Origin of the sequence: Streptomyces sp. NPDC059852, assembly GCF_042731455.1 — a bacterium.
Taxonomy (GTDB): Bacteria; Actinomycetota; Actinomycetes; order Streptomycetales; family Streptomycetaceae; genus Streptomyces.
In genome coordinates this window covers 257884-284236 of sequence record NZ_JBHWJK010000007.1, presented here as the reverse complement: position 1 = coordinate 284236, position 26353 = coordinate 257884, and the positions used below count along the sequence as shown (strand labels likewise).

The 26353-nt window shown below is 68.8% G+C and carries 25 protein-coding genes and 1 pseudogene; 13 read left to right on the top strand and 13 right to left on the bottom strand.

The window, feature by feature from the left end; translation table 11 throughout:
* Positions 1-96 precede the first annotated feature (96 nt).
* Complete coding sequence (locus ACFV46_RS12450; protein WP_385498013.1) at positions 97-1143, top strand: YncE family protein; 1047 nt, start codon at positions 97-99, stop codon at positions 1141-1143.
* A 417-nt stretch (positions 1144-1560) separates the two neighbouring features.
* Here the strand turns inward: ACFV46_RS12450 and ACFV46_RS12445 are convergent, their stop codons facing one another.
* Complete coding sequence (locus ACFV46_RS12445; RefSeq protein ID WP_385498012.1) at positions 1561-2523, bottom strand: zinc-binding dehydrogenase; 963 nt, start codon at positions 2521-2523, stop codon at positions 1561-1563.
* A 169-nt stretch (positions 2524-2692) separates the two neighbouring features.
* Here ACFV46_RS12445 and ACFV46_RS12440 point away from each other — a divergent pair, with 169 nt between their 5' ends.
* A complete protein-coding gene (locus ACFV46_RS12440; protein WP_385498011.1) occupies positions 2693-3346 on the top strand; it encodes a TetR/AcrR family transcriptional regulator in 654 nt (217 codons plus the stop codon).
* Between the two features lie 237 nt (positions 3347-3583).
* Positions 3584-4015 carry a hypothetical protein gene (locus ACFV46_RS12435; RefSeq protein WP_385498009.1) on the top strand — a complete coding sequence of 144 codons (432 nt, stop codon included), beginning with the start codon at positions 3584-3586 and terminating at the stop codon, positions 4013-4015.
* Positions 4016-4269: 254 nt separating this feature from the next.
* Here the strand turns inward: ACFV46_RS12435 and ACFV46_RS12430 are convergent, their stop codons facing one another.
* The gene (locus ACFV46_RS12430) at positions 4270-4722 is read right to left on the bottom strand and encodes an Lrp/AsnC family transcriptional regulator (protein WP_350722424.1); all 453 of its coding nucleotides are present in this window, start codon (positions 4720-4722) and stop codon (positions 4270-4272) included.
* Positions 4723-4831: 109 nt separating this feature from the next.
* Between ACFV46_RS12430 and ACFV46_RS12425 the strand changes: the two genes are divergently transcribed.
* The 3 genes from ACFV46_RS12425 to ACFV46_RS12415 all read left to right on the top strand — a co-directional run bounded on the left by ACFV46_RS12425 (position 4832) and on the right by ACFV46_RS12415 (position 8509).
* Positions 4832-5791 carry an SMP-30/gluconolactonase/LRE family protein gene (locus tag ACFV46_RS12425; RefSeq protein WP_385498008.1) on the top strand — a complete coding sequence of 320 codons (960 nt, stop codon included), beginning with the start codon at positions 4832-4834 and terminating at the stop codon, positions 5789-5791.
* A gap of 293 nt (positions 5792-6084) precedes the next feature.
* Positions 6085-6978 carry a hypothetical protein gene (locus ACFV46_RS12420; protein WP_385498007.1) on the top strand — a complete coding sequence of 298 codons (894 nt, stop codon included), beginning with the start codon at positions 6085-6087 and terminating at the stop codon, positions 6976-6978.
* A 175-nt stretch (positions 6979-7153) separates the two neighbouring features.
* On the top strand, positions 7154-8509 hold the full coding sequence (locus ACFV46_RS12415; protein WP_385498006.1) for a tetratricopeptide repeat protein: 1356 nt from the start codon (positions 7154-7156) through the stop codon (positions 8507-8509).
* A gap of 679 nt (positions 8510-9188) precedes the next feature.
* Here ACFV46_RS12415 and ACFV46_RS12410 read toward each other — a convergent pair.
* Entirely contained in the window at positions 9189-10073 is an 885-nt protein-coding gene (locus ACFV46_RS12410) for a fructosamine kinase family protein (protein WP_385498005.1), read from the bottom strand.
* Between the two features lie 517 nt (positions 10074-10590).
* On the opposite strand from ACFV46_RS12410, the gene ACFV46_RS12405 reads away from it, so the two are divergent.
* Both ACFV46_RS12405 and ACFV46_RS12400 read left to right on the top strand, forming a co-directional pair.
* Positions 10591-11625: a glycoside hydrolase family 11 protein gene (locus ACFV46_RS12405; protein WP_385498043.1), complete on the top strand. Its 1035-nt coding sequence runs from the start codon at positions 10591-10593 to the stop codon at positions 11623-11625.
* A gap of 137 nt (positions 11626-11762) precedes the next feature.
* Positions 11763-12695, top strand: coding sequence for a polysaccharide deacetylase family protein (locus ACFV46_RS12400; RefSeq protein WP_385498004.1), 933 nt, complete (start codon positions 11763-11765; stop codon positions 12693-12695).
* Positions 12696-12813: 118 nt separating this feature from the next.
* Here ACFV46_RS12400 and ACFV46_RS12395 read toward each other — a convergent pair whose 3' ends face one another.
* Positions 12814-13773 carry a hypothetical protein gene (locus ACFV46_RS12395; protein ID WP_385498003.1) on the bottom strand — a complete coding sequence of 320 codons (960 nt, stop codon included), beginning with the start codon at positions 13771-13773 and terminating at the stop codon, positions 12814-12816.
* A gap of 424 nt (positions 13774-14197) precedes the next feature.
* Between ACFV46_RS12395 and ACFV46_RS12390 the strand changes: the two genes are divergently transcribed.
* The gene (locus ACFV46_RS12390; protein ID WP_385498002.1) at positions 14198-15595 is read left to right on the top strand and encodes a Fic family protein; all 1398 of its coding nucleotides are present in this window, start codon (positions 14198-14200) and stop codon (positions 15593-15595) included.
* Between the two features lie 9 nt (positions 15596-15604).
* On the opposite strand, the gene ACFV46_RS12385 is transcribed toward ACFV46_RS12390, so the two are convergent.
* Positions 15605-16519, bottom strand: coding sequence for an oxidoreductase (locus tag ACFV46_RS12385; RefSeq protein WP_385498001.1), 915 nt, complete (start codon positions 16517-16519; stop codon positions 15605-15607).
* A gap of 138 nt (positions 16520-16657) precedes the next feature.
* Between ACFV46_RS12385 and ACFV46_RS12380 the strand changes: the two genes are divergently transcribed.
* The gene (locus ACFV46_RS12380) at positions 16658-17539 is read left to right on the top strand and encodes a helix-turn-helix transcriptional regulator (RefSeq protein ID WP_385498000.1); all 882 of its coding nucleotides are present in this window, start codon (positions 16658-16660) and stop codon (positions 17537-17539) included.
* Positions 17540-17894: 355 nt separating this feature from the next.
* On the opposite strand, the gene ACFV46_RS12375 is transcribed toward ACFV46_RS12380, so the two are convergent.
* The 5 genes and pseudogenes from ACFV46_RS12375 to ACFV46_RS12355 all read right to left on the bottom strand — a co-directional run.
* Positions 17895-19190, bottom strand: a complete 1296-nt coding sequence (locus tag ACFV46_RS12375; protein ID WP_385497998.1) for a M48 family metallopeptidase — start codon at positions 19188-19190, stop codon at positions 17895-17897.
* Between the two features lie 268 nt (positions 19191-19458).
* Positions 19459-19704 carry a hypothetical protein gene (locus ACFV46_RS12370; RefSeq protein ID WP_385497997.1) on the bottom strand — a complete coding sequence of 82 codons (246 nt, stop codon included), beginning with the start codon at positions 19702-19704 and terminating at the stop codon, positions 19459-19461.
* Positions 19701-20210 (bottom strand): hypothetical protein, encoded by a 510-nt coding sequence (locus ACFV46_RS12365; protein WP_385497996.1) that lies wholly within the window; start codon positions 20208-20210, stop codon positions 19701-19703. Before ACFV46_RS12365 ends, ACFV46_RS12370 begins: the two co-directional genes overlap by 4 nt.
* A gap of 44 nt (positions 20211-20254) precedes the next feature.
* Entirely contained in the window at positions 20255-20578 is a 324-nt protein-coding gene (locus ACFV46_RS12360; protein ID WP_361935577.1) for a DUF2795 domain-containing protein, read from the bottom strand.
* Positions 20579-20814: 236 nt separating this feature from the next.
* A pseudogene (locus tag ACFV46_RS12355) lies at positions 20815-21279 on the bottom strand (IS5 family transposase); the annotation flags it as partial.
* A gap of 149 nt (positions 21280-21428) precedes the next feature.
* On the opposite strand from ACFV46_RS12355, the gene ACFV46_RS12350 reads away from it, so the two are divergent.
* The 3 genes from ACFV46_RS12350 (at position 21429) to ACFV46_RS12340 (ending at position 23670) form a co-directional block, all read left to right on the top strand.
* The gene (locus ACFV46_RS12350) at positions 21429-22367 is read left to right on the top strand and encodes an ADP-ribosylglycohydrolase family protein (protein WP_385497995.1); all 939 of its coding nucleotides are present in this window, start codon (positions 21429-21431) and stop codon (positions 22365-22367) included.
* 17 nt (positions 22368-22384) lie between these two features.
* Positions 22385-22675, top strand: coding sequence for a hypothetical protein (locus ACFV46_RS12345; protein WP_385497994.1), 291 nt, complete (start codon positions 22385-22387; stop codon positions 22673-22675).
* A gap of 104 nt (positions 22676-22779) precedes the next feature.
* Positions 22780-23670 (top strand): phosphotransferase, encoded by an 891-nt coding sequence (locus ACFV46_RS12340; protein ID WP_385497993.1) that lies wholly within the window; start codon positions 22780-22782, stop codon positions 23668-23670.
* A gap of 643 nt (positions 23671-24313) precedes the next feature.
* On the opposite strand, the gene ACFV46_RS12335 is transcribed toward ACFV46_RS12340, so the two are convergent.
* From ACFV46_RS12335 to ACFV46_RS12325, 3 genes are all read right to left on the bottom strand, one after another.
* Positions 24314-24787 (bottom strand): GntR family transcriptional regulator, encoded by a 474-nt coding sequence (locus ACFV46_RS12335; RefSeq protein ID WP_385497992.1) that lies wholly within the window; start codon positions 24785-24787, stop codon positions 24314-24316.
* The gene (locus ACFV46_RS12330) at positions 24780-25574 is read right to left on the bottom strand and encodes a hypothetical protein (protein WP_385497991.1); all 795 of its coding nucleotides are present in this window, start codon (positions 25572-25574) and stop codon (positions 24780-24782) included. The genes ACFV46_RS12335 and ACFV46_RS12330 overlap by 8 nt, the downstream gene beginning before the upstream one ends.
* Before the next feature lie 167 nt (positions 25575-25741).
* Positions 25742-26353: a dihydrofolate reductase family protein gene (locus ACFV46_RS12325; protein WP_361935556.1), complete on the bottom strand. Its 612-nt coding sequence runs from the start codon at positions 26351-26353 to the stop codon at positions 25742-25744.

Here is a 26353-nt window from a genome sequence, read left to right as displayed (position 1 = left end):
GTGCATGGTCATTGCACCCGGGGGCATCCGTCGCAGGTGCCCCATTCCTGTTCGCCTGCCTCTTCAGGCACCCCGATCGACGAGGACGACGATCTGATGAGAAGACCCGGCCTCCGCGCCGCCGTCGGTGTACTGATCCTTTTGTTCCTGCCGCTGTTCGGTACGAGCACCCCCGCGGCGGCCAAGACGCTGACTGAGCCGACCTCCACCGCACTTCCGATCTCCTATCACGCGGACATGGCCGTGGACGCCGTGCACCGCAGGCTCTACATCGCCGACATCGTGACGAGTTCCGTGCTTGTCACGGACTTCGACGGCAGGCTCCTGCGAACCCTGAAGAACAAGCCGGGCGCGGCGGACCTGGTGCTGTCCGACGACTCACGCACGCTGTACGTGGCGCTCAGCGGCGGCGACGCGATCGCCGCCGTCGACACCAGCACCTATCGGGAGAAGGCCCGCTACGCCACCGGCGACGGAACCGCGCCGCTGCGGCTGGCTCTCGCGGGCAACACCCTGTGGTTCAGCTACGGTTCGGACTGGGACAGCAACATCGGCTCGCTCGACCTCGGCGGCACCCGTCCCACCGTCCGCCTCGGTCTGGTGCCCTGGGGCACCTGGGCCGGGCCGCCGATGCTGCTGTCCTCACCTGCGGCACCGGGTGTGGTCATCGCCGGCGAGCAGTACCTGTCCTCGTCGAACGTGACGGTCTACGACGTCAGCACGGGCAACCCTGTCGTCCGTACGACCCAGGACAATCCCGGCGGTGTGGGCACCATCAACGACCTCGTTCTGTCCCCCGACGCCGCGACCCTCTTCATCGTCGGCGGCTACCCGTACCACCACCTGGCGTTCCGGCTGAGCGACCTGTCGGTCGTGCACACGTATCCCACGACCTCCTATCCGAATGCGGCCGCGGTGTCCGTGAAGGGTGAGGTCGCGGCGGGCATCGACAACTCGTACGGGCAGGACGTCTACCTCTTCAAGATCGGTGGCGACACCCCGTCCCGGGTCATCGACCTGGAACCGGGCACCGGCCGGTCCCTGCGGCCGCACGGCTTGATCTGGTCGCCGGACGGCACCCGGCTGTTCGCACTGACCGGCGAGTACGGAGCGAACCTGACCCTGCACGTGATCCCTGTGTAGCGTCCCGCGACCGACAGCTCAGCGTGCGGCACCGCACCGCCCTCCACCTCTGCCTCCCGGGCAAGCACGGCAACCACCACGGACGGACGAAGCGGAGCAGCGGACGGGTACTGCCGGCCCTCCGGGCTTTCGCCGTGCTCCGCTACGACGGCCCGCTCGGCTGCGGCTGGTACCGGGAGAGGCCGGGATGGAGGCTTACGGGCCGGTCGTCATCGCCGCTTCGGGCGGCGACGGAAGGGCGGTCACTGCCGCGCGGGCCGCGCAGGCCGCGCCGGCCGCGCCGGCGAACGAACGGGCCGAGGTTGTAGCAGGGCCTCGGCGATGATCACCATCGTCGCCGGCGGGCCGCCGGGGTCCGCCACGATCTGAGCGGGTTCCATTTCGCCGACCGGGCCGCGAAGACCGTCCCGGCCCGGCTCAGGGTGCCAGCACAACCCTGCCGAACACCTTCCCCGCGTCCATCTCACGGTGGGCCAGCACCGCTTGGTCCAGTGGCAGCAGTGCGTGCACGACAGTTCGCAGGTCCCCGTGCGCAGCGTCGGCGAAGTGGGACGACCGCACGGCCTGCCGGTCGGGACCGGGCACGGTGTCAGCGCTGAAAGTGGCGAACGACAACGACCTGCGGAACGCGTCCATCAGCCGCATGCCGAAGTCCGCCGGCGGTTGCCCACCGACCACGCCGACAGCCACGTACCGCCCGTTGGAGGTCAACTTGTCCAGGAAGAAGGGAAGCTGGGGACCACCCACGACATCGATCACCACGTCGAAGCCCGCCGGTGCGTCCGAGCCGCCCTCACCGGAGCGGTCGAGGACATGAGTCGCGCCCAAGTCCCGCAGGCGGGCGCCACGCTCCACCGACGAGGTGGTGACCGCCACCGCGTTCGCACCGCCCCTGGTCGCGAGCTGGACAGCCGTGATCCCGATGCTGCCCGCCGCACCGCGCACGAGCACCGTCTCGCCGGACGTGAAACGGGCCCGATCCAGGGCGAAGTGGGCGACCACGCCGGAGCCGCCGAGGGTGACCGCGTCAGCGCCGGTCAGGCCCTCGGGCAGCGGAAGGACGTCCTCGATCAAGGCGACGGCCTGCTCGGCGTACCCACCGGACAGTCCGGTGAACGCCCACACCCGCCGCCCGATCCACGAGGCGTCCACGCCCTCTCCCACCGCGGTGACCTTGCCCGCGACCTCGCTGCCGAGGACATGGCCCGCTCGGAAGCCGTAGGCGGCAAGCGTTCCCCGGCGGATCACGGCGTCCACTCCGCCTACCCCGATCGCCTCCGTGGCGATCCGCACCTGCCCCGGGGCAGGAACGGGCACGGGCACATCGACGATCTCCAGGCCATCCGGGTCTCCGAACGACCTGATCACGACGGCTCTCATCTCGGCTCCTCGGGTCGGTGGAAGGGCGGACCACCGCAGCTGCGGCGGGCCCGGGCGACGGGCCGGGTCCAACGGCTGGGGCACCACCGTCGAAGCGCTGGGTCGGGGCGGTGGCACCGGCATCGGACCGTAACGGACGCCCCCGTCCGTTTGGCTAAAGTGAGAGACGATGACCAACCGTTTGCCTCAGACCGCGCGCTCCGACGCCCGTGACAACCGGGCCCGCATCCTGGACGCCGCCCGCGCGGTGTTCGGCGAAGAGGGCCTGAGTGCGCCCATGCGCGAGGTCGCCCGGCACGCAGGCGTCGGCCCCGCCACGCTGTACCGGCATTTCCCGGCGAAACAGGCGCTGATCGCGGAGGCCTTCGCCGAACAGCGGCGAGCCTGCCATGCCGCCATCCGCGACGCCCTTTCGGCCCCGGACGCGTGGCACGGATTCCGGAGCTTGATCGAGCGGATCTGCGAACTCCACGCGCACAGCCGGGGATTCGCCGACGCCTTCATGACGGCCTTCCCCGAGGCCATGGACTTCGTCGCCGACCGAGAGCAGACGCTGCGCGCCGTCGGAGAACTGGCCCGCCGCGCCCAGGTGACCGGTGAGCTGCGCCCCGGCTTCGTCGTCGACGACCTGATCCTCATGCTCATGGCCCATCGGGGCCTCCAAGGCACGCCGCGTGCCACCCGGGCCACGGCCTCCCGCCGCTTCGCCGCCTACGTGATCGAGGCGTTCCGCGCCGCATCGGAGACGGGAGCGTCTACGCCGCTGCCGCCGGCACCACGCCTGCAGGTCACAGACTCGCCCAGCACGCCGAAGATTCCATGACTGGTACGGCCGGGCCCTCGCCGGCCTGTCCCAGCGGACCGACGGGTGTACCGCTCCTGAAGGTTGTCCCTGCCTGCCCCAGGCAGCAGTTGTTGTGATGGCGGCCTGGGAGTATGGCGTGATGATTCGACGGCGAGCCTTCCCTGCAGAACACCGAGTACTACCACCACGAACCGGCCCAGCGGCTGCTCCAGCGCTTTCTCTTCCTCACCTCGGCAGAATCCGCAGGGAGCGCGCGTGACGACTGATCGCGGGCCTTCGCCTATCGACCCGGATTCCGCTTACAGCGACGCCTCGATCTACGTGGACGCGGAGGCCGCCCCGCGGATCATGGCCCGGCTTCGAGACGCCCTCGGCCTCATCGAGGACGACCGCCCGGAACTGGCAATCGGACCGGTGCGCGTCACCGGAGAGCCCAACTACCACGCCACAGGCCGGCGCGCGCACCCCTTCGACTTCCTGGAGTGGCCGACCGCGCTGGAGTGCGAGGCCCACGCGGGAACGCCGACCGAGGTGGTACAGGCCGTCGCGGCCGTACTCGAAGCGCTGTGGCGGAGCGGCTTCAAGGCCCTGGCTGCCTGCGACTTCGAGGACGATCTGCCCGCACGCGGCGGGAGAGACAAGTACCCCTACCCCGCTCCCGCTCCCGACGGGGGCACGGCCTCCTGAGGCACGGGCAGGGGTTGTGAGGGCGGACGACGCGGCGCTCGCCACGACGCCGGACAAGGGGCAAGCCCGTAGCTCCGTCAGCCGTTGGAGCAGGCACCAGTCCCTTCACTCGAGTGCATCCGCCCGCTCCGAACGATGCTGCCGGTGACCGAGGTGCTCGGTCCGCCGACCATGACCTATGCGCCAAGGGACAACTTCCGCCTTGCCCTGGACAGTCCTGCAGTCACATGCCTTCCCCGGGTCATGGGGCGAGCTCACGCCTGATGGGCGGCCTGCGGGGAGACCGGCCGCTCGAAGAAGGTCTCCAGCACGACCGTTGCCTGGGTCCCGCTGACTCCGTCGATGGCGTAGATGCGGCGCAGCACGTCCTGTAGTTGCTCTGTGGTCGTGGTCCTGACTTTCACCAGCACCGAGGCGCTGCCGGCGATGATGTGCGCCTCCAGAATCTCGGGAAGTGCGGCGAAGTCCTCAGCCGAATCGCCCATCCAGGCGGTCGAGTCGACCATCACGTAGGCCAGTACGCCGCCGCCCACCGCTGCCGGGTCCACTTCTGCCGCGGTGCGCCGAATGACGCCGCGCTCCCGCAGCTTCCGAACGCGCTCATGAGCCGCACCGGCGGACAGGCCCACCGCCTGGCCCAGCGCGGCGTAGGACTGGGTGGCGTCCTGCTGGAGCTGTGCCAGCAGGGCTCGATCGATGTGATCCACAACTCTCCATTCGGGAGGATCTTGCTTTGACTATACGTCATCTTGCATTCTCCTCATGAGGCCGAAGCCTGTTCGACAAAGGCTTGGTGCATCTATGGGGAGGGGATCCATGACCAGCGAGCGCCCTGCGCTGTACGAGATGCTCGACGACCGGTTCCGTACCGGGCGGTGCATGAACGGTGATGACAGCTTGGAGTTGCTGTACACCGGCTGCCGCTGGGCTGAGGGACCGATCTATCTTCCTGCTTGGCGGCAGGTGATCTGGAGCGACATCCCCAACGACCGGATGTTGCGCTGGGACGAGGAGACCGGGGCCGTCAGCGTCTTCCGCCGTGCTGCGGGGCACCCCAACGGCAACACCGTCGACCGCCAGGGCCGGCTGATCACCTGTGAGCAGGGCAACCGCCGAGTGACCCGAACCGAGCACGACGGCACTGTCACGGTGCTGGCTGACCACTGGCAGGGCAAGCGGCTGAACAGCCCGAACGACGCAGCGGTGAAGTCGGACGGCTCGGTCTGGTTCTCCGATCCGGACTTCGGCATCACCAGCGACTACGAGGGCTATCGCGCCGACAGCGAGATCGGAGCCAACAACGTCTACCGGGTCGACCCGGACAGCAGTGAAGTACGCCTGGTCGCCGACTGCTTCGCGGCGCCGAACGGCCTGGTCTTCTCGGCCGATGAGCGACAGCTCTTCGTCTCCGACACCCGGGCCGGCTGCATCCGGGTCTTCGACGTACGGGATGACGGCACACTCTCCGACGGCAAGGTCTTCGCCGACGCCGCATCCCACCAGAACGCCCGCTTCGACAACCTCCGCTTTGATGACGGCGGACGGCTCTGGGCAGCCGCGATGGATGACGGGGTGCACTGCTACGACCCCGACGGCACGCTGATCGGACGACTCAACATCCCCGAGACGGTGGCCAACATCTCGTGGGGTGGAGCCAAGCGCAACCGCCTCTTCATCACCGCGCAGACCAGCCTCTACTCGCTGGTCACGGGCGTCACGGGCACGCATCCGACCGGCCCGGGACACCAGCCCTGGCAGGCCCCGACGCCCCGGTGACCTCGGCCGAGCGATCAGGACGGCTTCGGCCTCATCTCATGCGGTAGGTGCCCTGGTTGGCCGGACAAGGCAACCAGGGCACTCGGTCACGGCTGTGACTGATTCGGGCGCAATGTGCGCTGGATCAAAAGGGTTTGTCGCGGGGGCGTACCTCGACGATGATCACTCCATGACCACCAGAAAGGGCCATGCTTTCTAGGCGCCCCGCTTCGCTCTCCGCCGCTCGCGCACCGCCGACCGCCGCTCACAGAAGCGCCCGAACGCCGTGACCACCCGCCCAGGAGAGCCCGCCCGTGCAGAAGACTACCCTCGTTCCCTACGTCCGCCTCCCACGAGCGCATCACGACCGCCACATCCTGACCAGTACCGTCGATGTCTTCGGCACCGCGCACTGGCTGCTTGCCGACCGTGCTCCGCAGCCCGGCGGCGATGTCCTGCTCTTCGATGCGCTGGTCGTCTCCGTCCATCCGGGTGGCGACGTCGAACTCACCGAGCTGAGCGCCGTGCGGGCCCGCTGGCCGCGTCTGGACCGTCTGCCCGACGGAGGGTTCGTCGTCGCGGCTTCCCGCGCTCGCCGGTATGAGGACGCGGACCAGGTCCAGGTCTTCGATGCGCTCGGCCGCGAGACCTCGTCCTTCTCCGTCGGAGACGCCATCGAGCACCTGCTCGTGGACGAGGCCGGCCACATCTGGGTCGGGCACTTCGACGAGAATCCAGCCGGAATCCGCCGCTGGAGTCCCACAGGCCACCTCTACTGGACGTCGGACGGCGCACGCATCCCCGGTCTCTTCGACTGCTACGCCCTGAACGTCTCGGGCACCACGGCCTGGGCATGCCCGTACACGGACTTCCCGCTCGTGGAGATACGCCCGGGCCGCACCGACCGGCCCGTGAAGGTGTGGGCGAACCGTGTCCGCGGCGCCAAGGCGGTGGCCGTCCATGGCGAGCGGGTTGCCTTCTACGGTGGCTACGGCGAGGAGCAGGACCGGCTCGTCCATGGAGAGGTGACCGAAACTTCCGTCGAGCCCACGGACGTCGGCCTGCTCGCCCTGCCCGACGGATCCCTCCCCGGCCGCCGCCGGGTCGTCGGCCGGGGAAGCAGGATCTACGTCCAAGCCCAGCCGTTCACCGCGTGGGCTGTATTCGACCTCAATGGCCATCTGTCCAGCACCGAAACCACCCACTAGGCGCCCAGCGCCCTTCTGCGGTGTTGATCCTTTTTGATGCCTTCATAGCGAGGCCGGAACCACAATCAGACGCGCCACCTTGCTCAGCGTCACCGTCCGACCGGAGGGTGCATCCGAAGTACGTGACATAGGGAGCTGGAGTCGATGTCAGGGGGAGGGGCTACGGTATGCCGCTGTGGACGCCGCTGATCTTGACTATCGGGCTCGGACGCAGTCCGGCTGCATCCCGCCGCACCTGGTCTCCCGTCTTCTCGAACTGGGCCATGCCGAGACGGTGGAGTTTTGGGCCGGCCGCGGGGAGTGGTTCTGCGCACGGAAGTGCGCGGGGCTGCTCGGTGAACAGGGCCGACGGGCTGAGGCGCTGGAGATGCTCGCCCCGTATCTGGCTACGGGCTGGTGGACGGCCACCAGGACCACGGCTGAACTATGGGAGATGTGGGGGCGGGCCGACGAGGCGATCGTGCTGACCCGTGCCCGCATGAAGGTCGGACATCCTTTGGCACTGGAGTTCTATGCGAGATTGCTTGCCCGGCACGGCCGCAGCGACGAGGCGTTCACTCTGCTGGAGCCGCACATCGACGACTGGTTCCTTGCTGCGGCCATGGTCGACGTAGCGCGGGGCGCCGGCCGAGACGAGAAGGCAGCCGAGTTGCTCGCCGCCCAGATCCCGGGCGAACACCGTTGTGACTCTCCGTGGTGCTGTCGGGGCCTCGACCCCGACACGGCGATCAGGTTGCTCGCCACGATCCGTGAACGCCAGGGCCGCGTCGATGAGGCCATCGCCCTGCTCCGCACCCGGGGCGTCACCTCCTTCAATGGTCGCGACCAGTTGGCCGATCTGCTGGCCCGGCATGACCGGACCGTGGAACTGCGCGCCTACGCAGTGACCGAGGAGTTGGGGCACGCCACACAATGCCTTGCGGAACTGCTGGAACAGCGCGGGGATGTGGAGGGCGCCATTGCGGCATACCGGCAGGCTTACGAACGTGCCGCCTATGACCCCAACTCGGCTGTCCAGCTCGCGCAGTTGCTGGCGCGGCACGGTCGGGGGAACGAAGCGATCGAGGTGATGCGTCACGAGGCCGACGCCCGCAACAGGGACGACTGGATCCTCCACGTCCTGTCCGACCTTTACCTCGACCAGGGCCGCCCCGAGGACGGCTTGGCGCATCTCGACGCCCTCTCCGTCGCCCGTGGGGGCAATGAGAACTGGGACCTTTTCTGGATACGACTTGCGCTGGCGGCCGCCTGCGACCGGGTCGACGAAGCGCTCGAATGGGCCCGAGCTCACCCCGAGGGCAGCACGTCATATGCGGCACCGCATATTGCCGAGCTGCTGGCCGGCACCGGACGGACCGAGGAGGCCGTCGCGGTCCTGCGACGCCACTCCCCCGCAAACAGCCACGACCTGGCCTGGTATCTCATTGACCTCGGCCGCATCGAAGAGGCCGTGGCCGTCCTGCGGCAGGACAAGCCCCGTAGGCCGCAGCCATCGACTACCGCCGCTTGGAGCGAGGAGCCTCCGTTCTGAAGATCTGTCCAGGTGTGGCTGGTCTGACCTCCGGTGATCGCCGTCGGCACGCTCACGCTTGCTCGACCGCGCTGGCGTGGAGGGCGTTCGGTGAGCTGGGCCTGTCGCTCCTGTTCCGCGGCCTGGGCGCACTGGCGGTCTACACCTTGATCGTGCTGGTCCCGCGCGAGCGGATGCACGCAGTTCCACGGCTACCCGCCATCGCCGTCCCGCCGGGAGGACCCCAAAACGACCAGAGCCAGGCCTGAGAAGTCATCCTCGGACCGGCCCTGAGTCGTACGGAGCACGCGACGGGAGCCCAACATGGGGCGTCCCGCACGCCCCGTCCCGAGCGGCGCCCACGGCGCGAATGTTTCGAAGTTGTTCTCGCCCCCCCCCGCAAGCTGTCGGCCAGCACAACAGGGACGGCGGGCGCCTGCCTGCCGGGGTATTCACGCGGAAACCCAGTCCCGGCATGTCAGTGCCGTCCGCGGCCGATGGGCATGGAAGCAGTGTGTCAGCCAAGTCCAGCAATGGCACGGCACCACCCCACGGGAAAGCATCGGTCACGACCGCTCGACGACGGCTGGGCCCTCACCCTGTGGCGCCGGCCTGCTGAACGTCTCCGTACGGACTCGCTGGGCACAGGAGACTCGCGTCCGGTCCGGTGCGCGGAACGTCTGAGTGTGTTCGGGTCCCTTCACAGCCGTCGCCGGAACGGGGCGAGCGTGGCGCGCACCGCATCAGCCGCCCCCCAGTCGGGGGCGAACTGGGCGATCACGGCCAGATGCTGGCGTAGTTGGAGAATCGGCATGCGTTCACGCCAGTCGGGGTCGAGTCCGGTCAGCTCGGCGTAGAGCGTGAAGAACACGTGCGCCTCGGGCGGCGGCGCCGTCGTCCACAGGTGGGCCAGGTCGACCTCAGCCCACGTGTACGAGACCGCCGGGTCGATCAGTGCAGGCCTGCCGTCAGCAGTCGCCATGACGTTCATCGCCCACAGATCTCCGTGTGTCAAACAGGCGGGTTGGGTCGGCAACAGCTCAGGCAACCGCTCGCACAGCCGCTCCAGCGCCAGCCGGTCGGCGGCATCCAGCGCCTCTTGAACGCGACGCTCGCCCAGCCAGCGCAACAAGCGGTTCTGGGCGAAGAACTCGAAGCCGTCGTCCTCCCAGGTATTGATCTGCCGACGGCGCCCCAGCCAGTTGTCCTGGTGCCACCCGAATCTGGGGTGCCGAGTGGTGGTGTGCAGGTGGGCAAGCACATGCGCGAGCCGCTCCCAGAAGGCCCCGGTCATAGGCCTCGGCTGCAGCACGGACAGCACAAGCAAGTCGCGGTCCACACGGATGATGTCGGGCGTGTCCACACCGCCGGCCTCACGCAGCACGGTGAGCCCTTCCGCCTCGGCGGGGAAGGCGTCGTCCGACGGTGGCTCACCGAACGCCTTGACAAATACTGACGTGCCGTCACCACAGCGCACGAGGGCTGACGTTGCGGCGAAGCCCCCCGCAGCCGGCTCGACCGCGACGATATCGCTCAGATCGGCCGCAAGGAGGCGTTCAAGCAGGGCAGGTGTCGCTTCCATCATTGGTGCGCTCCTCTGGTGAGTCCCGACTACTTCGGTGCCGACGCTCCCCGAGAGTGGCATCACAGCTACGGGCTTCCGAGCGACGCTGGATCATCTGACGGGCCCCGCCCCCGACGCCCCACCACACCCGGCCCAGTTTCACCTGGGCGTTCATCGCGCCCTCCCGGCATATCGAAACATTCGAACACGGCTCCCCGGTCAGCCGATTCATATTTCGAGAATCTTTCGGAAACTTTGTCATTGACTGTGCGCTTGAACCGCGCCCATACTCTCCAGCGTTCGAAACGTCTCCGTAACAACGGGGGCCCCTGGTGTCTGTCGACCGAGTGCTTCACTTTCGGCCCTCGCAGTCGACCGGGGCTCCTCAGGAACGGTGCCTATATCGATCCGAACGTCCAGACCGTTCGCCCAGGCCCCAGGGCTGCACCCAACGAACGTGCCCATCGGCGCGGATGTGGTCTTCCGCGCAGCATCCGTGATCTTCCTCCTGCAAGTCCCCACCCCAGGAAGGAAAGGCATGCACCACTCATCCGCTCACACTGTCGGGAGCCCCCCTCCCCGGCATCGGAAGCGTCTGCTCTCCCTCTTCAGCAGGCTTTGTGCCTTCGCGATCGTCATCGCAGCGGTGGCATTGCCGGCCACAGCCAGCGCCGACACCACCATCACCACCAACCAGACCGGCACCAACAACGGCTACTACTACTCGCACTGGAGCGACGGCGGCGGCTCGGTGTCCATGAACCTGGGCTCCGGTGGCAACTACAGCTACCAGTGGAGCAACGTCGGCAACTTCGTGGGCGGCAAGGGCTGGAGCACCGGCGGACGCAAGACGGTGAACTACTCCGGCAGCTTCAACCCGTCCGGCAACGCCTACCTGGCGCTGTACGGATGGTCCCAGAACCCGCTCGTCGAGTACTACATCGTCGAGAACTGGGGCACCTTCCGGCCCACGGGCACGTTCAAGGGCACCGTCACCAGTGACGGGGGCACGTACGACATCTACGAGACCACCCGCGTCAACCAGCCGTCGATCGAGGGCACCAAGACCTTCCAGCAGTACTGGAGTGTCAGGCAGTCGAAGCGGACCGGCGGCACCATCACCACCGGCAACCACTTCGATGCCTGGGCGAGCAAGGGCATGAACCTCGGCAGCTTCAACTACATGATCATGGCCACCGAGGGCTACCAGAGCAGCGGCAACTCCAACATCACCGTCAGCGAAGGTGGTTCCGGCGGTGGTGGCGGCACTGGCGGTGGTGGCGGCGGTAGCGGAGGTGGTGGCGGTGGTGGCTGCACGGCGACGCTGTCGGCCGGCGACAAGTACAACGACCGCTACAACCTCAACGTCTCCGTCAGCGGATCCAACAACTGGACCGTCACGATGAAGGTGCCCTCACCCGAAAAGGTCCTGGCCACCTGGAACATCAGCGCCAGCTACCCCGACGCACAAACCCTCGTCGCCAAGCCCAACGGCAACGGCAACAACTGGGGCACCACCATCCAGACCAACGGAACCTGGACCTGGCCAACCGTCTCCTGCAGCACCAGCTAACCCCACCCCTCACCCCACAACGGGCAGGCCACCCCGGCCTGCCCGTACCCCCAGGAGGGAAACGCCTCGTGCCTCTCAGACTCCGGAAGCCACAAACAGCCATCACCACTGGTTACGCGCTTGTCGCCGGGATGCTCATGGCCAGCTCGCTTGTCGCAGGAAGTGCCGCACCGGCTCAAGCAGCCAGCTGCAACGGCTACGTCGCCCTCACGTTCGACGACGGACCGTCCAACGACCACACCCCCGCCCTGCTCAACGCCCTGAAACAAAATGGTCTCCGAGCCACCATGTTCAATGAGGGCCAATACGCGGCTGCCTACCCCGCTCAAGTGCGGGCACAGGTCGACGCTGGAATGTGGGTCGGCAATCACAGCTACACGCACCCCCACCTGACCCAGCAGAGCCAGTCCCATATGGACTCCGAGATCTCCCGGACCCAGCAGGCCATCGCCTCGGCAGGCGGCGGCACACCGAAACTGTTCCGCCCTCCGTACGGCGAGACGAACTCGACGCTGAGGTCGGTGGAATCCCGTTACGGCCTCACCGAAGTCCTCTGGGATGTCGACTCCCAGGACTGGAACAACGCCAGCACCGACGCCATCGTGCAAGCCGTCGGCCGCCTCACCAACGGCCAGGTCATCTTGATGCACGAGTGGCCCGCCAACACGCTCGCCGCGATCCCCCGCATCGCACAGTCCCTGGCCAGCCGTAACCTATGCGCCGGCATGATCTCCCCGAGCACCGGCCGCGCTGTCGCACCTGATGGCAGTTCCGGAGGTGGCGGTGGTGGCGGCGGTGGCGGTGGCGGCTGCACGGCGACGCTGTCGGCCGGCGACAAGTACAACGACCGCTACAACCTCAACGTCTCCGTCAGCGGATCCAACAACTGGACCGTCACGATGAAGGTGCCCTCACCCGAAAAGGTCCTGGCCACCTGGAACATCAGCGCCAGCTACCCCGACGCACAAACCCTCGTCGCCAAGCCCAACGGCAACGGCAACAACTGGGGCACCACCATCCAGACCAACGGAACCTGGACCTGGCCAACCGTCTCCTGCAGCACCAGCTAACCCCACCCCTCACCCCACAACGGGCAGGCCACCCCGGCCTGCCCGTAGGGGGCTGTCGAGCGTGGCGTGTCGAGGCACCGCCGTACCACCGCAGAGGGTGCCTCTCCTTCCCCAAGGCCTATTCGCTCTGAATCCGTGCCTTATTGATGTCGGCTTGAAGTCGAAGCCAGGTGGGGTCTGTTGCGTCGGCCGTGGTTACCCTGGCCAGATCGTCTGATTCCCATGTGCGGTCTCCGTCGGTCAGGAGACGGCACGTCTCCAAGTCGGCGCCGTCGGCCGGAACCTCGGCGGTGGCTTCCAAGAACGCCCTGGCCGCAGTCCTCGAGGCATTCCTGGATGCATCACTGGTCGTGATGGGTGTCTGCGTGGAGCTGCTCAGCACCGATATGAGCACCAGTTCTCCGTCACGGCCGGCGACGAGAAGTTCGCCGGTCGCCGTGGCGGCCAGCGCGGACAACGGGGCCCCGGTCAGCACATCGTGTTCGACCGCTTCCCGCGTTTCGACGTCCACCTCGACCAGTACACCCGCGGGCGTTGCGATCCACAGCACGCCCGGTTGCGGTCCGAAGGCGATGTTGTGACGTGACCAGGCCTTCATCTGGTCGAGCCACTCCTGCGGGTACGGATATCCCGGGCTGGGGTCACCGAGGGTCGTGGCCAGGACCCGACGCAACGAGGGGAACTCGAACACCTCCACCGAGTTGCCGTACGCGTTGCCACGGACCGCCATATGTCGTCCGTCCGCACTGAAGAGCGGAGTCTCGTAGCCGTCACAGTCCAGGATCAGTGCCCGGCGCAGCGGCCGCATCACGGCAGGCGCCATCCCTTGATCGACGCGCGCGAAGAGACAGTGCGTGGCCCCCTGGTCGCTGGCGAGCATGGCGACGAGCCCGCCCCCGGGATGCTCCGCGACCCCAATGTCCCAGCGGGGTCCGGGACCGATGGTTCCGGAGGTGAGGTCGATGACGTCCGAGCTTTTCCAGTCGCCACCTTCGTCGCGAAACGACGGTGAGCCCCAGAGCGTCTGTCCGTCCGGGCTGAAAGCCACACTGCGGTAGGAGGCGGCAGTCGGAGCCATTTCCGGTTCGGTGACCCCAGCGGGACTCCATTGCCTTAGTCCGCATTCCCCTGCCACGAGAAGCAGCGGCCGGTCCGGATGCCACGCCACCGCGGGCGTCCGCGATGCCCGTTCCCGGCCCAAGGCGTCCCCGTAGGCGTTCGTCGACAGGGACACGGATCCGAGTTCACGCAGTCGGCCGCCACCGCAGTCCCAGATGTGTACTGCTGGACGCTCCGAGTCCCAGCAGGCCACCAGTGGAAGCCGCGGATGACATCTCAACCGTTCGACACGGCGTCCACCGCCGACCAGCGCATGTGCCACTACTTCAAGATCAGTCACCCCAGCACCGTAGTTGCCGACAGGCGGCGCGGCGAGAGCCTTGGATCCGGAACGGCTCGGCAATCCAGTTGAGCCGGTGCCGGTGAGACATGAGACTTGCGCGGTGTTCAAGGAGCTGTCACCCCGCGATCTGTCCTGGGCCGAGGTCGACCCAGCCCGTCATCCGTTCGACAGCGGGGCTGCTGCATGCCTGGTCAGGTCGCTCGGGCCGGCCGGCCGGGTTCCCCGACGTCCCGACGTGGCCGCGGGCGAGCAGGCACTGTACGACTGGGGTTGGGAGGAGGCCAGGCCCTGGGCCGACGCGATGACCCAGGCCTTGGCCGAGTATTACGGCCGTTGGGTCGTCGGCTGGCGGTGGGCACACGATGAAGGGGATTTCGACGGAGGGCCGGTCGGCAGTTGGTGCTCGCCACTGCACTCGGTCACCACCCCGGACGAAACCCTCGACCGGGTGACCGCGGCGCTCCGGGAATGGCGGGAGTGGCTGGAACGCCTTGCCGCCTGGTTCGAGGCGTACCCGCTGGACCTGGCCGGTATCGACGATCACCGGATCCTGTGGGACCGCACCGCCCGCACGCTGATCCTGCACGTCACCGACCGCACGGGCTGCGGCAGCGGCTGGTACGGGCACTGTCATCAGGTGCTGAGCTGGTTCCTCAGCCGCTGGGGCGTCCCGGCCGACGACGCCGCACACCTGGTGGAGCAGGCGATCGGCGGCCGGTTCAAGAGCTGGACCGGCCCGGACCCTGCGCTTGTGGAGGACATCGCCGAACGCATCGCTGACGCCGTACGTCCCGGCGCGGCCGCAACGACCGCCCCGCCGACGCCGCCCGACCACCTCGAGCGCTGGCTCGCCGTGCGGGACGCCGTGCCGTGGCACGAGGCCCCCGACAGCGCCGGGAGCGCACCGGTGACGCCGGTGCGCGACGGAATGGCGCACGAGATCCGCACCTTCGACGCCGTCCTGGATCCCGCCCGCGGGCGGAACCTGCTCACCGCCCTGGAGTTGACTCGGGCCGACGCAGCACGCGGTGCCCGGCTGGACTTCGCCCTCATCCAGCGTTGGCACCAACGCGTCCTCGACACGGCCACATTGCCGCCGTTCCGCAGCCTGCCCGCTTTCGCCAAGGGCGGCCGCGAACGCTACGGCATCGCCGGCGACACCCGAGCCCGCCTTGACGCCTGCCTCGCCCAGAGTTCCGAGAGCACCCCCCACTCTCTCGCGCTGACCGCACGGGCGGCTCGCGCCTACCTCGACGTCTGCTTCTTCCATCCCTTCGACGACGGCAACGCCCGAAGTGCCCTCCTCACCCTCCTCTTCGTACTCGCGCGCGAAGGAATCGTGCTCGACAGCGTGCTACTGCTGCGCCGCGTCGCCTTCCACGCCGACGACCCACAGGGCGCGCTCGCCCTCACCCGTTCCATCGACCACCACATACGCGAAACCCGACGACGTGCCGAAGAGGCGGCCCGCACGCGGCGCGGTCCAGGCGGGGGATGAATCTGCCGGTCAGACGGGGCGGACGCCGGTCAGTTCCTCGGCCGCGGCCCACAGCCGGCTGCCTACGGCCGGATCGGCGGCTTCGCGGCTGGGCCGGACCTCGGTGACACTCCCCCGCGTCTCCCAGAGGGACGACGGCCCGAAAAACTGGCCGCCGCGCACACCGGGTTGTGTCGCGGCGCGCAGTTGCGGCAGCGCGCCTTGCTGGACCGGCTGGGTGACCAGCAGGCCGGATGCCGCCATGAGCCGGCCCAGGCGACCGCGGTGTTCCCAGGCGCGTGGGGTCAGGTTGGTGCGGGTCAGGCCGGGGTGGGCCAGCGCACTGACAATGGCTGATCCAGCGGCACGCAGGCGGCGGTCCAGTTCGATGCCGAAGACGGTGGTGGCGAGTTTCGACCGGCCGTAGGCGGCGGGGGCCCGGTAGTCGCGTTCGTACATGAGGTCGTCGAAGTCGAGGTGTGCGTTCTTGTGGGTGATCGAGCTGAGGCTGACGACCCTGGGCTGCCGCGCCGCGGACAGGTTGTCCAGCAGCAGGCCGGTCAGGGCGAAGTGGCCGAGCATGTTGGTGCCGAGATGCAGTTCGAATCCGTCGGTGGTGGTCTGGCGTGGGCCTAGGAGTACCGCGCCGGCGTTGTTGACGAGCACGTCGATGACGGGGTGGTCGGCGGTGAGTTTCGCGGCGAAGGCGTGCACGGAGTCGAGGCTGGCCAGGTCGAGTTCGCGCACCTCGGTGTCGCCACCGATCTGGTGGGCGGCCCTCCCGCCGGCGGTGGTGTTGCGGACGGCGAGGACGACGTGGGCGCCGCGGTGGGCCAGTTCGGTGGCGGTGACCAGGCCGAGCCCGGAGTTCGCGCCGGTCACGACGGCGACCCGGCCGTGCTGGTCGGGGATGCGGTCGGCGGTCCAATCGTTCATCTCGCTCATCTGCTGCTCCTGCCGCTGGGGGTGTCCGGTGTGCTGGTTCGGCGACCGTAAGAGCAATGCGGGCTTGTTCGGTCGTCGCCGGTTGCCTAGGTCCGCCGGACCTACCTTGAGCGCCTCTGGAGGAGGGACACTCCTGACATGACGCATCCCTACGCTCGTGAGCTCGGTGATTTCCTGCGTGCCCGGCGCGGCCGGTTGCGCCCGCAGGACGTCGGGCTGGAGCCGGGCGGGCGGCGCAAGGTCACCGGACTGCGGCGTGAGGAGCTCGCCCTGCTGGCCGGGCTGAGCACCGACTACTACCAGCGGATGGAACAGGGCCGGGAGGTCCGCCCGTCCGACGGCGTCCTGGACGCGCTCTCCGACGCGCTCGGTCTGGACGACGAAGAACGCCGCCATCTGTTCACCCTGGCCCATGCCGTCCGCCGGCCCGTGCCCGCCGTGGCCGACCGTGGTCCGGAGACGGTCCCGGACAGCACACGGCGGCTGTTGCGGGTCATGGACACCCCGGCGGTCGTCCTCGGCCGCCACCTCGACCTGCTCGCCTGGAACACGATGGCGGAAGCGCTGCTCGGCAGCCCCGACGACCACCCGCCCGATCGGCTCAACATGCTGTTGCTGATGTTCGACGAGTCGCTGATGTCCGAGCGGGCCTGCCCGCACTGGGAGCGGCAGGCGCTGGACTACATCGGCATGATGCGTGCCGCCGTCGCGACCGACCCGACGCATCCGCGCGCCACCGCGATCGTCGGTGAACTGAGCATCCGCAGCGCCGAGTTCCGGCGGCTGTGGGCCAGGCATGACGTCCGGGCGTCCGTCACCGGCCTCAAGACCTTCAGGGTCCCGGAGGTCGGCGACATCGACCTCCATTGGGACACCTATCCGCTGCCCGGCCGGCCCGGGCCGGTCATGCTGGTCTTCACCGCCGAAGTAGGCAGCGCGGACGCGGACCGGCTCGAGCTCCTGGCCTCCTTGCACGCCACCCGCACGACCGGCAGGACCCAGCAGCCGCCGCAAAGCTGACGCGGTGACGGTCGCCTTCGTGAACCGGAACAGCAACCGAACTTGGGTGCTGAGCCACCTCACACCCGCAGCTCTCGACCCTTGCCCCGATGGCAGGACCTGACGGCAGCCAGTGGCGTCGGCAGGCCGGTGTCACGCCGGTGAGGTGAGGGCGGTGGCCAGGTGGGTCAGTCCGTACTCGAAGGCGGCGTCGGTCCGCCAGGTACGGGCCGCGGCGCAACTCCACTGGGCAGCGTGCACGCCGAACCAAACCTGAGCACAGACCCATGACTGACCCACGGGGTCGGCCGCCGCTCATCGGGGCACGATCACCCGGCCGGACACCGGTCTCTCCCCCGACCCCGCCGAGCGGCGCTCAGTCGTCGAGGGCTCCGCGCAGCAGGCGTCGGGCCACCTCGGAGCGGGCCGTGGCGAGTTCGGTGGCGATCACGTCGCTCTCGTGGGCTTGCGGCGTCACCGCGGCTGCATCGGCTGCTTCGGATTGGCCGGCGAGCAGGGCGGCGCGGCGCAGGTGGGTCGGCGGGTGTGTGGCGTCGACCTGGTGTCCACGCCGGGCTCCCGCTCGGCGCTGCCTTTCGTACTCGTGTTCCGGGATGGATGCCACGTACGCGGTGAGACGTTCCCACAGTTCGTCGGCGCGCTCTGCCGCGTTTCGGGTGGAGCGGGGTCCGCGGAGAGCGGCACGGTTGGCTTCGGTGCGCAGCCAGACACCGAGTGATTCGGTGACGAGCAGGCGGTCCATGAGGCCGACGGCCGCTGGTGTGGAGGCGGTATGGGCGGCCATGCGGTCGGCGAGGTACTCGGCCCGGATACCGGCCCTGGACGTCAGGCGGAGGAGCAGGATCAGCAGTCCCCCGATCACCAGGCGGGGCAGCACGTAGAGAGCGTTGACGATCAGTTCCAGGCCGGTCGGGTGCGCGATCGGCCGGACGATGTCGTGCCACACCGTCAGGGAACGCACCGCGCTGCCCACCACCAGGCCGTTGCGGAGGTCGCCGTTGGCGTAGTGGGCCAGCTCGTGGCCGAGCAGCGCGATCCGCTCCTCGGGGGTGAGGATCTCCCACAGCGGCATGCCCAGTATCAGCAGCCGCCGACCGCGTATCCCGTACGTCGTCACGGCGGCGTTGATGCTGCCGTTCACGGCGATCGCGTGCACGCTTGGCGTGCCGACCGCTCGGGCCACGTCGTCGACCAGGGCGAACAGTTCGGGTGCGTCGGCCCGCAGCAGCACGGGCCGGCCCTCGGGCAGGCGGCCGGGCCTCGGGGCGAGCAGCCAGGCCAGCGCCAGCAGAACCAGCCCCGCCACGATGCCGGCGCCGCCCCAGCCCGCCACCATGCACCACACACCACCGACCGCCAACGCGACTGTGATGCCGTGTACGGCCGAGGCGAGCACGGTGGCCGCCACCGCCGAAGCGTCACGCCGCGGGCGCCCGTCGGATCCGCTGAGCATCTCGGTGAGCAACTGCTCGCCGTGCCGCCGGGCCAGAGCGCGGCCGGCCCGCTCGAGCCGCCCCAGGTCCGGCTCTGGCGCAGCGGGGTCCACGTTCCAGTCACACGCGGTGCACCAGAGGGTGAACCGGCTGTCGCCGCGGATCTCCGAATCGCACTCCGGGCACGGCTGTATGGTCTCTTCGGCGATGGCCGACATCAGGCTTCTCCCCCTCTTGCACGGCCCGCCCCCCGAGCCGCTGCCCACTGATCATGGGCCATCCGATCACGGGTGCGGCATCACCGTGAAGCCGTGACCGCCCGCACGCGCCGAACCGTGATCCCACCGCAACCGGCCTGGGCAGATATGCGGGCAAGCCGACATCCTGCGTTGACGCATGGCAGCCTCAGAGGTCGAACCCTGCACCTTGCCGCCGCTTCGGCAGGATCAGAGGCGGAGCATGTCGATGGAGACGTTCCACAGGCGCTCAGTTGGCCACGAGGCCGGACACGCGCAACCGGATCGTCTTAACGGCGAAGCGTGAGTTCACCGTCTTCGGCTGTGCGTACACCTTCTGTGGGTTGTAGCGGCGCCGCTCGAAGCGCAGGTCGTCGAATTCGGTGCCGGCACGCATGTGCGCCGTCGAGTTGACCGAGACGATCCCGGCCCCGTCACGGTCGCCCGCTTCCCGGGCCAGGACGCCGCGCTGGCTTGACCCGCCAGCGTTGGTCACAGCCGAGGCTTGGTCTCCCAGCGCGGGCCCATGTCGGGGGTGTCGACTCCCGCCAGTTCCGTCACCAGGCGGTGCACCCGCGTCAGATCGTGCAGGAGCGCCCGTGTCTCGGTCGGCGGCATGTCCGCCTGCCGGGCTACGTCGTCCAGGAGTACGGCATCACCGTCGTGCTCCTCCTGCGCCGCCGTCACCGCCTGGAACACGCGCTCATGCTCCGGGGTGTAATCGTGCCGCTCGCCCTCGACAAACGTCCGTTCCGGTCCCGCGGCCGTCGGGTCCTTGATCGGCTCCTCGGCCAGATCGCCGGGGCGCCATTGCTGCTTGCCACGGTGCTTCGCCGCGATCCGGTCCTCGTGGGTCACGGAACCGCCGTGGCGCAGATGCGTCCGCTGCTTGGAGGCGCCGGTGGTCTCGTTGCGAGCGCTGGGGTTCTCCCCGGCGGCCACCGCCTCACGGGCCGCGGCCCTGCGCTCGTCCTCATTGCCTTCCATCTTCTTGCGGACCATGGGGGCTCTCCCATCCTCGTGCTCTGCCGTTCCTCCAGTTCGTGTCAGCTGTCCAGTTCCTCCTGGACCGGCGGCTTCGGCGCGTCCCGCAGATGCTGGGACTGGCCCGGCCTGCCGCCCTTGCGTGCCTGCTCGGCACGCTGTGCGGGACTCAGGTCGAGGTCGGAGGCGGGGTCCACCCGTACCGACCGCGCCACCTGGTCCTTGTTCTCGTACTCGTCCGGTGGGATGGCGCGCAGCGCCGCGACGACCTCCTTCGATCCGCCGCCCGTCCTGCGGGCCGCCTCCACCAGTTCGTCCTTGGTCGCCGGGAAGTCGACGTCCTTCAGGGCGTCCACGACCTCCCGGGCACTCGTGCCGTACACCATGGCTACTCTCCGTTCCGGCGTGTGCGTCTCGCGGCCGCCGAGTACCCCGACGTCTCCGACCGTTTCAACTCAAACACCACCCGAACGGGGTCTTCGTCTTCGACTGTTCCGGTCCGCTCGGGTCCGCCCGACCGCAGCTTGTGCTGGGCGTAACCTGGCAGGCCGGGCCGCCTCCCGGAGACTCTCGCCGTAGCCACGGCGTCGCCTAGGCCGTTCCCTTCGGATCGTCGCGCTGGCCAGAGGAAAATGGCTGCGATGTGGAGGCCGGCGAGGTAGATGGTGGCGGTGTTGTCGTATCGGGTGGCCGGGCCGCGCCACTGTCTGAGCCTGTTGATGCACCGCTCGACGGTGTTGCGCGGCTTGTAGGCATCGCGGTCGAAGGCCGGCGGGCGGCCACCGTGACGGCCGCGCCGTTTGCGGTTCGCGGCCTGGTCGGAAGGTTGTGGAATCACCGCGTGGAGCCCGCGCCGGCGCAGATGGGTGCGGATCGCACGGGACGAGTGGGCATTGTCGGCCAGGACCACCCTTGGTGTGGTCCTGGGTCCGCCGATCGGCCGCGGCGCTCGTAAGCGGGCCACAACCTCGGAGAACGCGGGTGCGTCACCGGCCTGGCCGGGCGTGAGGTGGAACGCGAGCGGACGGCATTGGCTGTCCGCAGCGAAGTGGATCGTGGTGGTACGTCCGCCGCGGGATCGCCCGAGGGCATGGTCGTCCCGCTCGCCGGAAGCTGAACAGAGTCAGCTCGGGGTCGGCGTCGCCCCGCCCACGCGACGCGTTCGTCGCCGACAGATCGGACAGGCCATGGAAATAGGCGTGTGCCCGGTTGATGCGGCACGGATAGCCTGCGCGGATGAAACGGTCGGAACGGATGCAGCGGGCCGCCGGTGCGGTCATCGGCGCGGCGGTGGGTGACGCGCTGGGCGGACCGTTCGAATTCGGTCCCCCGGGCGCATTCTCGGCACGGTTCCCCATTGCAGGCGCCGGTGGCGAGATGTGTGGAGGCGGCGGCTGGGACCCCGGCGAGGCCACCGACGACACCCAGATGGCAGTGCTGGTCGCCGAGTCGCTACTGGAGCGCGGCGGACTGGATCTGCCCGACATATTCGCCCGCTTCCAGCGATGGGCGACAGCGGAACCGAAGGACATCGGCTTGCAGACCGAAGACGTCCTGACGAACGGCATGCCCTGGGACCTCGCCGCCGCGATGCACTTCCAGGTCAATCAAAGAGCGGCTGGCAACGGCTCGTTGATGCGGGCATCGACCTCAGCTGTCTACTTCGCCCTCGCCGGCCGAGACGTCACCATGGACGCGGCCCGCCGCATCGCCGCCCTCAGCCATGGCGACCGTGCGGCCTGGGAAGGCGCCGCGATCTTCCACGAACTCATCCGCGTGACACTCGAGGACATCGATCCCCTCGCTGCCCTCCCGGACATCCTGACTCGTGTCCACCCGGACCATCGCGGCCGCTACTCCGCAGTGCTCGCGCCAGACTGGCACCCCGATCAGGCGACCGAGTTCAACGGTGCTGTCTGGCCCTGCCTGGGCTCCGCGGTCTGGGCCCTGCGAACCACCGGCAGCTTCGAAGAAGCGATACGCGCGGCGATCGACCTCGGCGGTGACACGGACACAGTCGCCGCCGTCGTCGGTGGCATCGCGGGCGCCTACTACGGGCTGGATGCCATCCCCACCGATTGGAGCCGACCACTCCATGTCCCTCTCCCGGGCTTCGACGGGCGAGTGCTGGCCGTGGCCGACTTGCTCGGCCTCGCTCACCGGCTCGCACGCTGAACCGCGACTCACACATCATGCGACCGGCAGGCGGGTTGGCCGAGCGGCCGCGCCACGTCCGCCTCGGCGCTTTCCGGTTGCTCGACGCGCGCGGCGGCGTCGTGGCGCTGCGCGCGGCCGTCGGTCTGCTCGAGGACTCGGACATCAAAGTGCGCACCTGGGCCGCGCAGTCAGTGCAGCGCTGGCGTCCGTCGCCGGGCGAGCGGCGGGGTGACGTGGAGGTGGAGGGACTGCTCGACCGGTGCGGCCACCTCTTCAGCGACTACGTATTGCGCCGTCGCAAATGGGAAGCCGGGGTCGGCGGCTGAAGCCTCCCAATAGAGTGGCGGACGGAGCAGGCATGGATGGCGTCGGTTGCCTCCTCACTGTTCGCAGCCGTTCCCCCGTCCGCGGCCTCAGTACTGTGCTTCGCATGACCAACATCGAGATCACCGCGGACCTGGTTCGCGACCTGCTCCGGGATCAACACCCGGACCTTGCAGGGCTGGCCATCCGGGAGGTGCCGGGCGGCTGGGGCAACCAAATGTGGCGTCTCGGGGACGAGTTGGCGGTGCGCGTCCAACGCATGCATCCGACCCCCGAGCTCCAACTCAAGGAGCGACTCTGGCTGCCCGTGCTGGCTCCGCTCCTTCCGCTGCCGGTACCGACACCGGTGCGATGCGGCGAACCGTCCGAGCGTTACCCCAAGCACTGGACTGTCATGACATGGGTGCCGGGCGAGCCTCTCGACCACAGTTCGATCAGCCGTAGCACCCACGCGGCCGACGCACTGGCGGGCTTTCTCCGGGCGCTCCACGTGGAGGCGCCCGCCGAAGCGCCGATCAGTTCGGAATTCGGCACGCCCCTCAAGGCGTGCGCCGACGGCTTCGACCACTTCTTCGACGCCGTTGTCCCCGGCGGCGTCGCCGACGAGGTGAAGGCCGTCTGGGGCGATGCCGTCGCGGCCCCTGAGTGGCAGGGGCCGCCGGTGTGGGTGCACGGTGACCTGCATCCCGCGAACGTAGTCGTGTCGGACGGAACGCTTGCCGGCATCGTCGACTTCGGTGCCTTGTGCGCCGGCGACCCGGCCTGGGACCTCGCCGCGGCATGGGTGCTGCTGCCGGCGGGCGCGGCCTCACGATTCTTCGGCACGTACGCCCATGCGGATCAGGCAGCGATCCGGCGCGCCCGTGGACTGGCCGCCATGAAGAGCCTTTTCCTGATGCTCATGGGCCAGAACGGAGATCGGGGCCTTCCCGGCGGCAAGCCCCACTGGGGACCTGTAGGCCGAGCCGCACTCGAGCGAGTTCTGAACGGCCTGTGACGCGCGCTCACTATTTCTCGACCTGGCCCTGGCAAGGGGTCGGCCGTCGCGTCGGACGGGCAAACATGGCGAGGGCGGGACTCCGGGCCCACGCCGGCCAGGCAGTTGGACGGCCACTGACGGAACAGGTCCCACGCCCGGCGCCTCCCGGACCGTACAGGCCCGGATGCGAGATCAGCCCGTCAGCGGGGTGAGAGGGTCCGGTCGGGACAACGCCTCGGACAGCGGCAGGCCCTGCCTCGCAGCGACAGACCGACGGGCCCGCAGTTCAGCGCGTGTCCGTGGACGATACTTGGGTTCCTTGCCACACCCGCAGACCGACAGTCCTTCGTAGCGCAGCCCCGCTCCCAACACCGCAGCCACCACAGACCAACCGCGGACGTTACGCCTTCGCGGCGGAGCGAAGTCGTGGCCGGCGCAGATGAGGGGCTGAGAACAGGTCGGGCACAGGTGCTCCCGCCGTGGGCCGTCCTGCCGCTTGAAGCTGACCCGGCACGAGATGCACACGTAGTGCAGCTTGTAGGAGGTCATGGCGTAGCGGCACATCGGCTCACCGTACCGAACGCCTACTACGGCCAGGGACTTGGGGGCTCAATCCCCGCCAGCGGCGTGTGCCTTGCTCAGCCCGTAGTAGCCGTCGACTTCACCTGCCACGGACTCCCATGCCCGGGATGGTCGCCGACGCCTCCGTCGGGTTGACGGTCTCGGTTTTGCTGCGGTCCGGGGCCGTGATGGGTTCGGACTGCGAGTCGAGAGCGTGGTGGACGGCCGTCAGGATGTCCTCGGTGCCGGCTCCGAGCGCACGGGCCGCCGAGGTGAAGTCCCGTGCCAGCGTGCTGAGTTGATGGGCGTCGTGCCCGTGCGCAGCGGGGAGTTCGGCCACCCGGGTGCCCGCGCCACGGCGGGTCCGGATCAATCGCGCGGCCTCCAGCTCGCGGTAGGCACGCGCCACGGTGCCCGGTGCCAGACCAAGGTCGGTGGCGAGTTGGCGAACGGTCGGCAGGCGTTCTCCCTCGGCCAGCCGGCCGGTACGGATGAGCGCCGCCAACTGGGCGCGGATCTGCTCGTACGGCGGTACCTGGCTGGTGGTGTCGACGCGGACGGCACGGTCACTCATCGTCGGCACTCCCCTCGCCCGCCACATCGTCGTCGACCGCCCGCGGCGCCACCACGGTCAGCAGAGACCATCCGAACGTGAACACGCTCAGCAGGCCCAGGGGGCAGACCACCACGACGGTGACCGCGCCCAGCGGACCCGCGCAGGGCCCGTCCATGAGCGCGACCAGGAACGTCAGCACCACGAGGAGCACCTGACACGACACCAGCAGCCCCCAGGCCCCCACGATGGCCCAGGCGCGGTCGCGGCGCTGCTGGTGGTCGCCCGGCCCGAAGGCGATGCGGCGCAGCGCCCAGACGCAGGCAGGGGTCGCGACCGCGAGGGCACCGAACATCGGGCCGCTGTAGTACAGCCCGGGCCAGGGACCGACGGAGGAACGCACCCCGTCACAGACAACCTCCATGACGCGCCCCGCCCCGCCTGCCCGGTCACGATCGGAGGATGCCGTCACAGCCCCCGTGATCAGCAGTACGAGAAGGGAGCCCGCCTCCAGCAGAAGCAGGGGCGTCATCCGTGGCGGCACGTGGTCGCGCACCAGGCGCGGGGCGAGGCTGGCGGTGCGGACCGCTTCCTGAGGGCGCAGCGTCAGGGCGTCGCCGATCAGGACCCCTGCCACCGCGCACAACCCGAACGCGGTGACGGCCAGGACGAGGGGCGTCGTGATGTCCCCGCTCTCTATCGTGAGCAACTGCCGTGCGACCTCGATGCCGATCGCCAGGCCGGACCAACGGGCGTAGTGGTCGGCGTGGTCGAGCAACCGGGACTGGAGCGGGACGATGTCGAGCACGCGAGGATCCCCCAAGGCACCTTGTACCAAACGATGGGTACAAGATGCCCTGTGGCGAAAACTTGTGTCAAACCATCGATACAAACAGGGCTGGCGACGACCCGTCAGAGGAAGCCCGCTTCCGCGGCGAGGGCGCCGGCCGGTCGTCCACGCAAGCCGGCTGCCGCTCAGCCCGCGCTACGCCTGCGGTAGCGGATGTGGGTGCTCAGCGGTGAGTGGAGCACCTCGACGGGCTCAAAATCGAAGGTCTCGACCCCATCGAACAGGCTCTCGCCGCTGCCGAGGAGGACGGGTGCGATGTCCAGGGTGAGTTCATCGATCACGCCGGCGTTGAGTGCCTGTCGTACCGTCGAAGCGCCACCGGCGATGTCCACGCCCCTCCCGTCGGCCGCTTCGAGCGCCTGTGCGTAAGCGGCGTCGAAACCTTCGGTGACGAAGTGGAAGGTGGTCCCTCCCTCCATCTCGATGGGTTCGTGGGCGTATCGGGTGAGCACGAACACCGGCGCGTGGTAGGGAGGCTCGGGACCCCACCATCCGTCCCAGGCCTCGTCCCACTCGCCTCGGATCGGCCCGAACATGTTGCGTCCCATGACGTAGGCGCCCCGAGGGCGCATCAGCCAGCTGGTGGCCGTCTTGTCGGCGTCGGTCGCGCGCGGATCGCCGATGTGCCAGCTGTGCAGTTCCCGTCCGCGCTTGCCCAGCGGATGATCCCGGCTCTGATCGGGCCCGGCGGCGAAGCCGTCGAGCGAGATCGACATGTGGCAGGTGGTGTCGGTCAT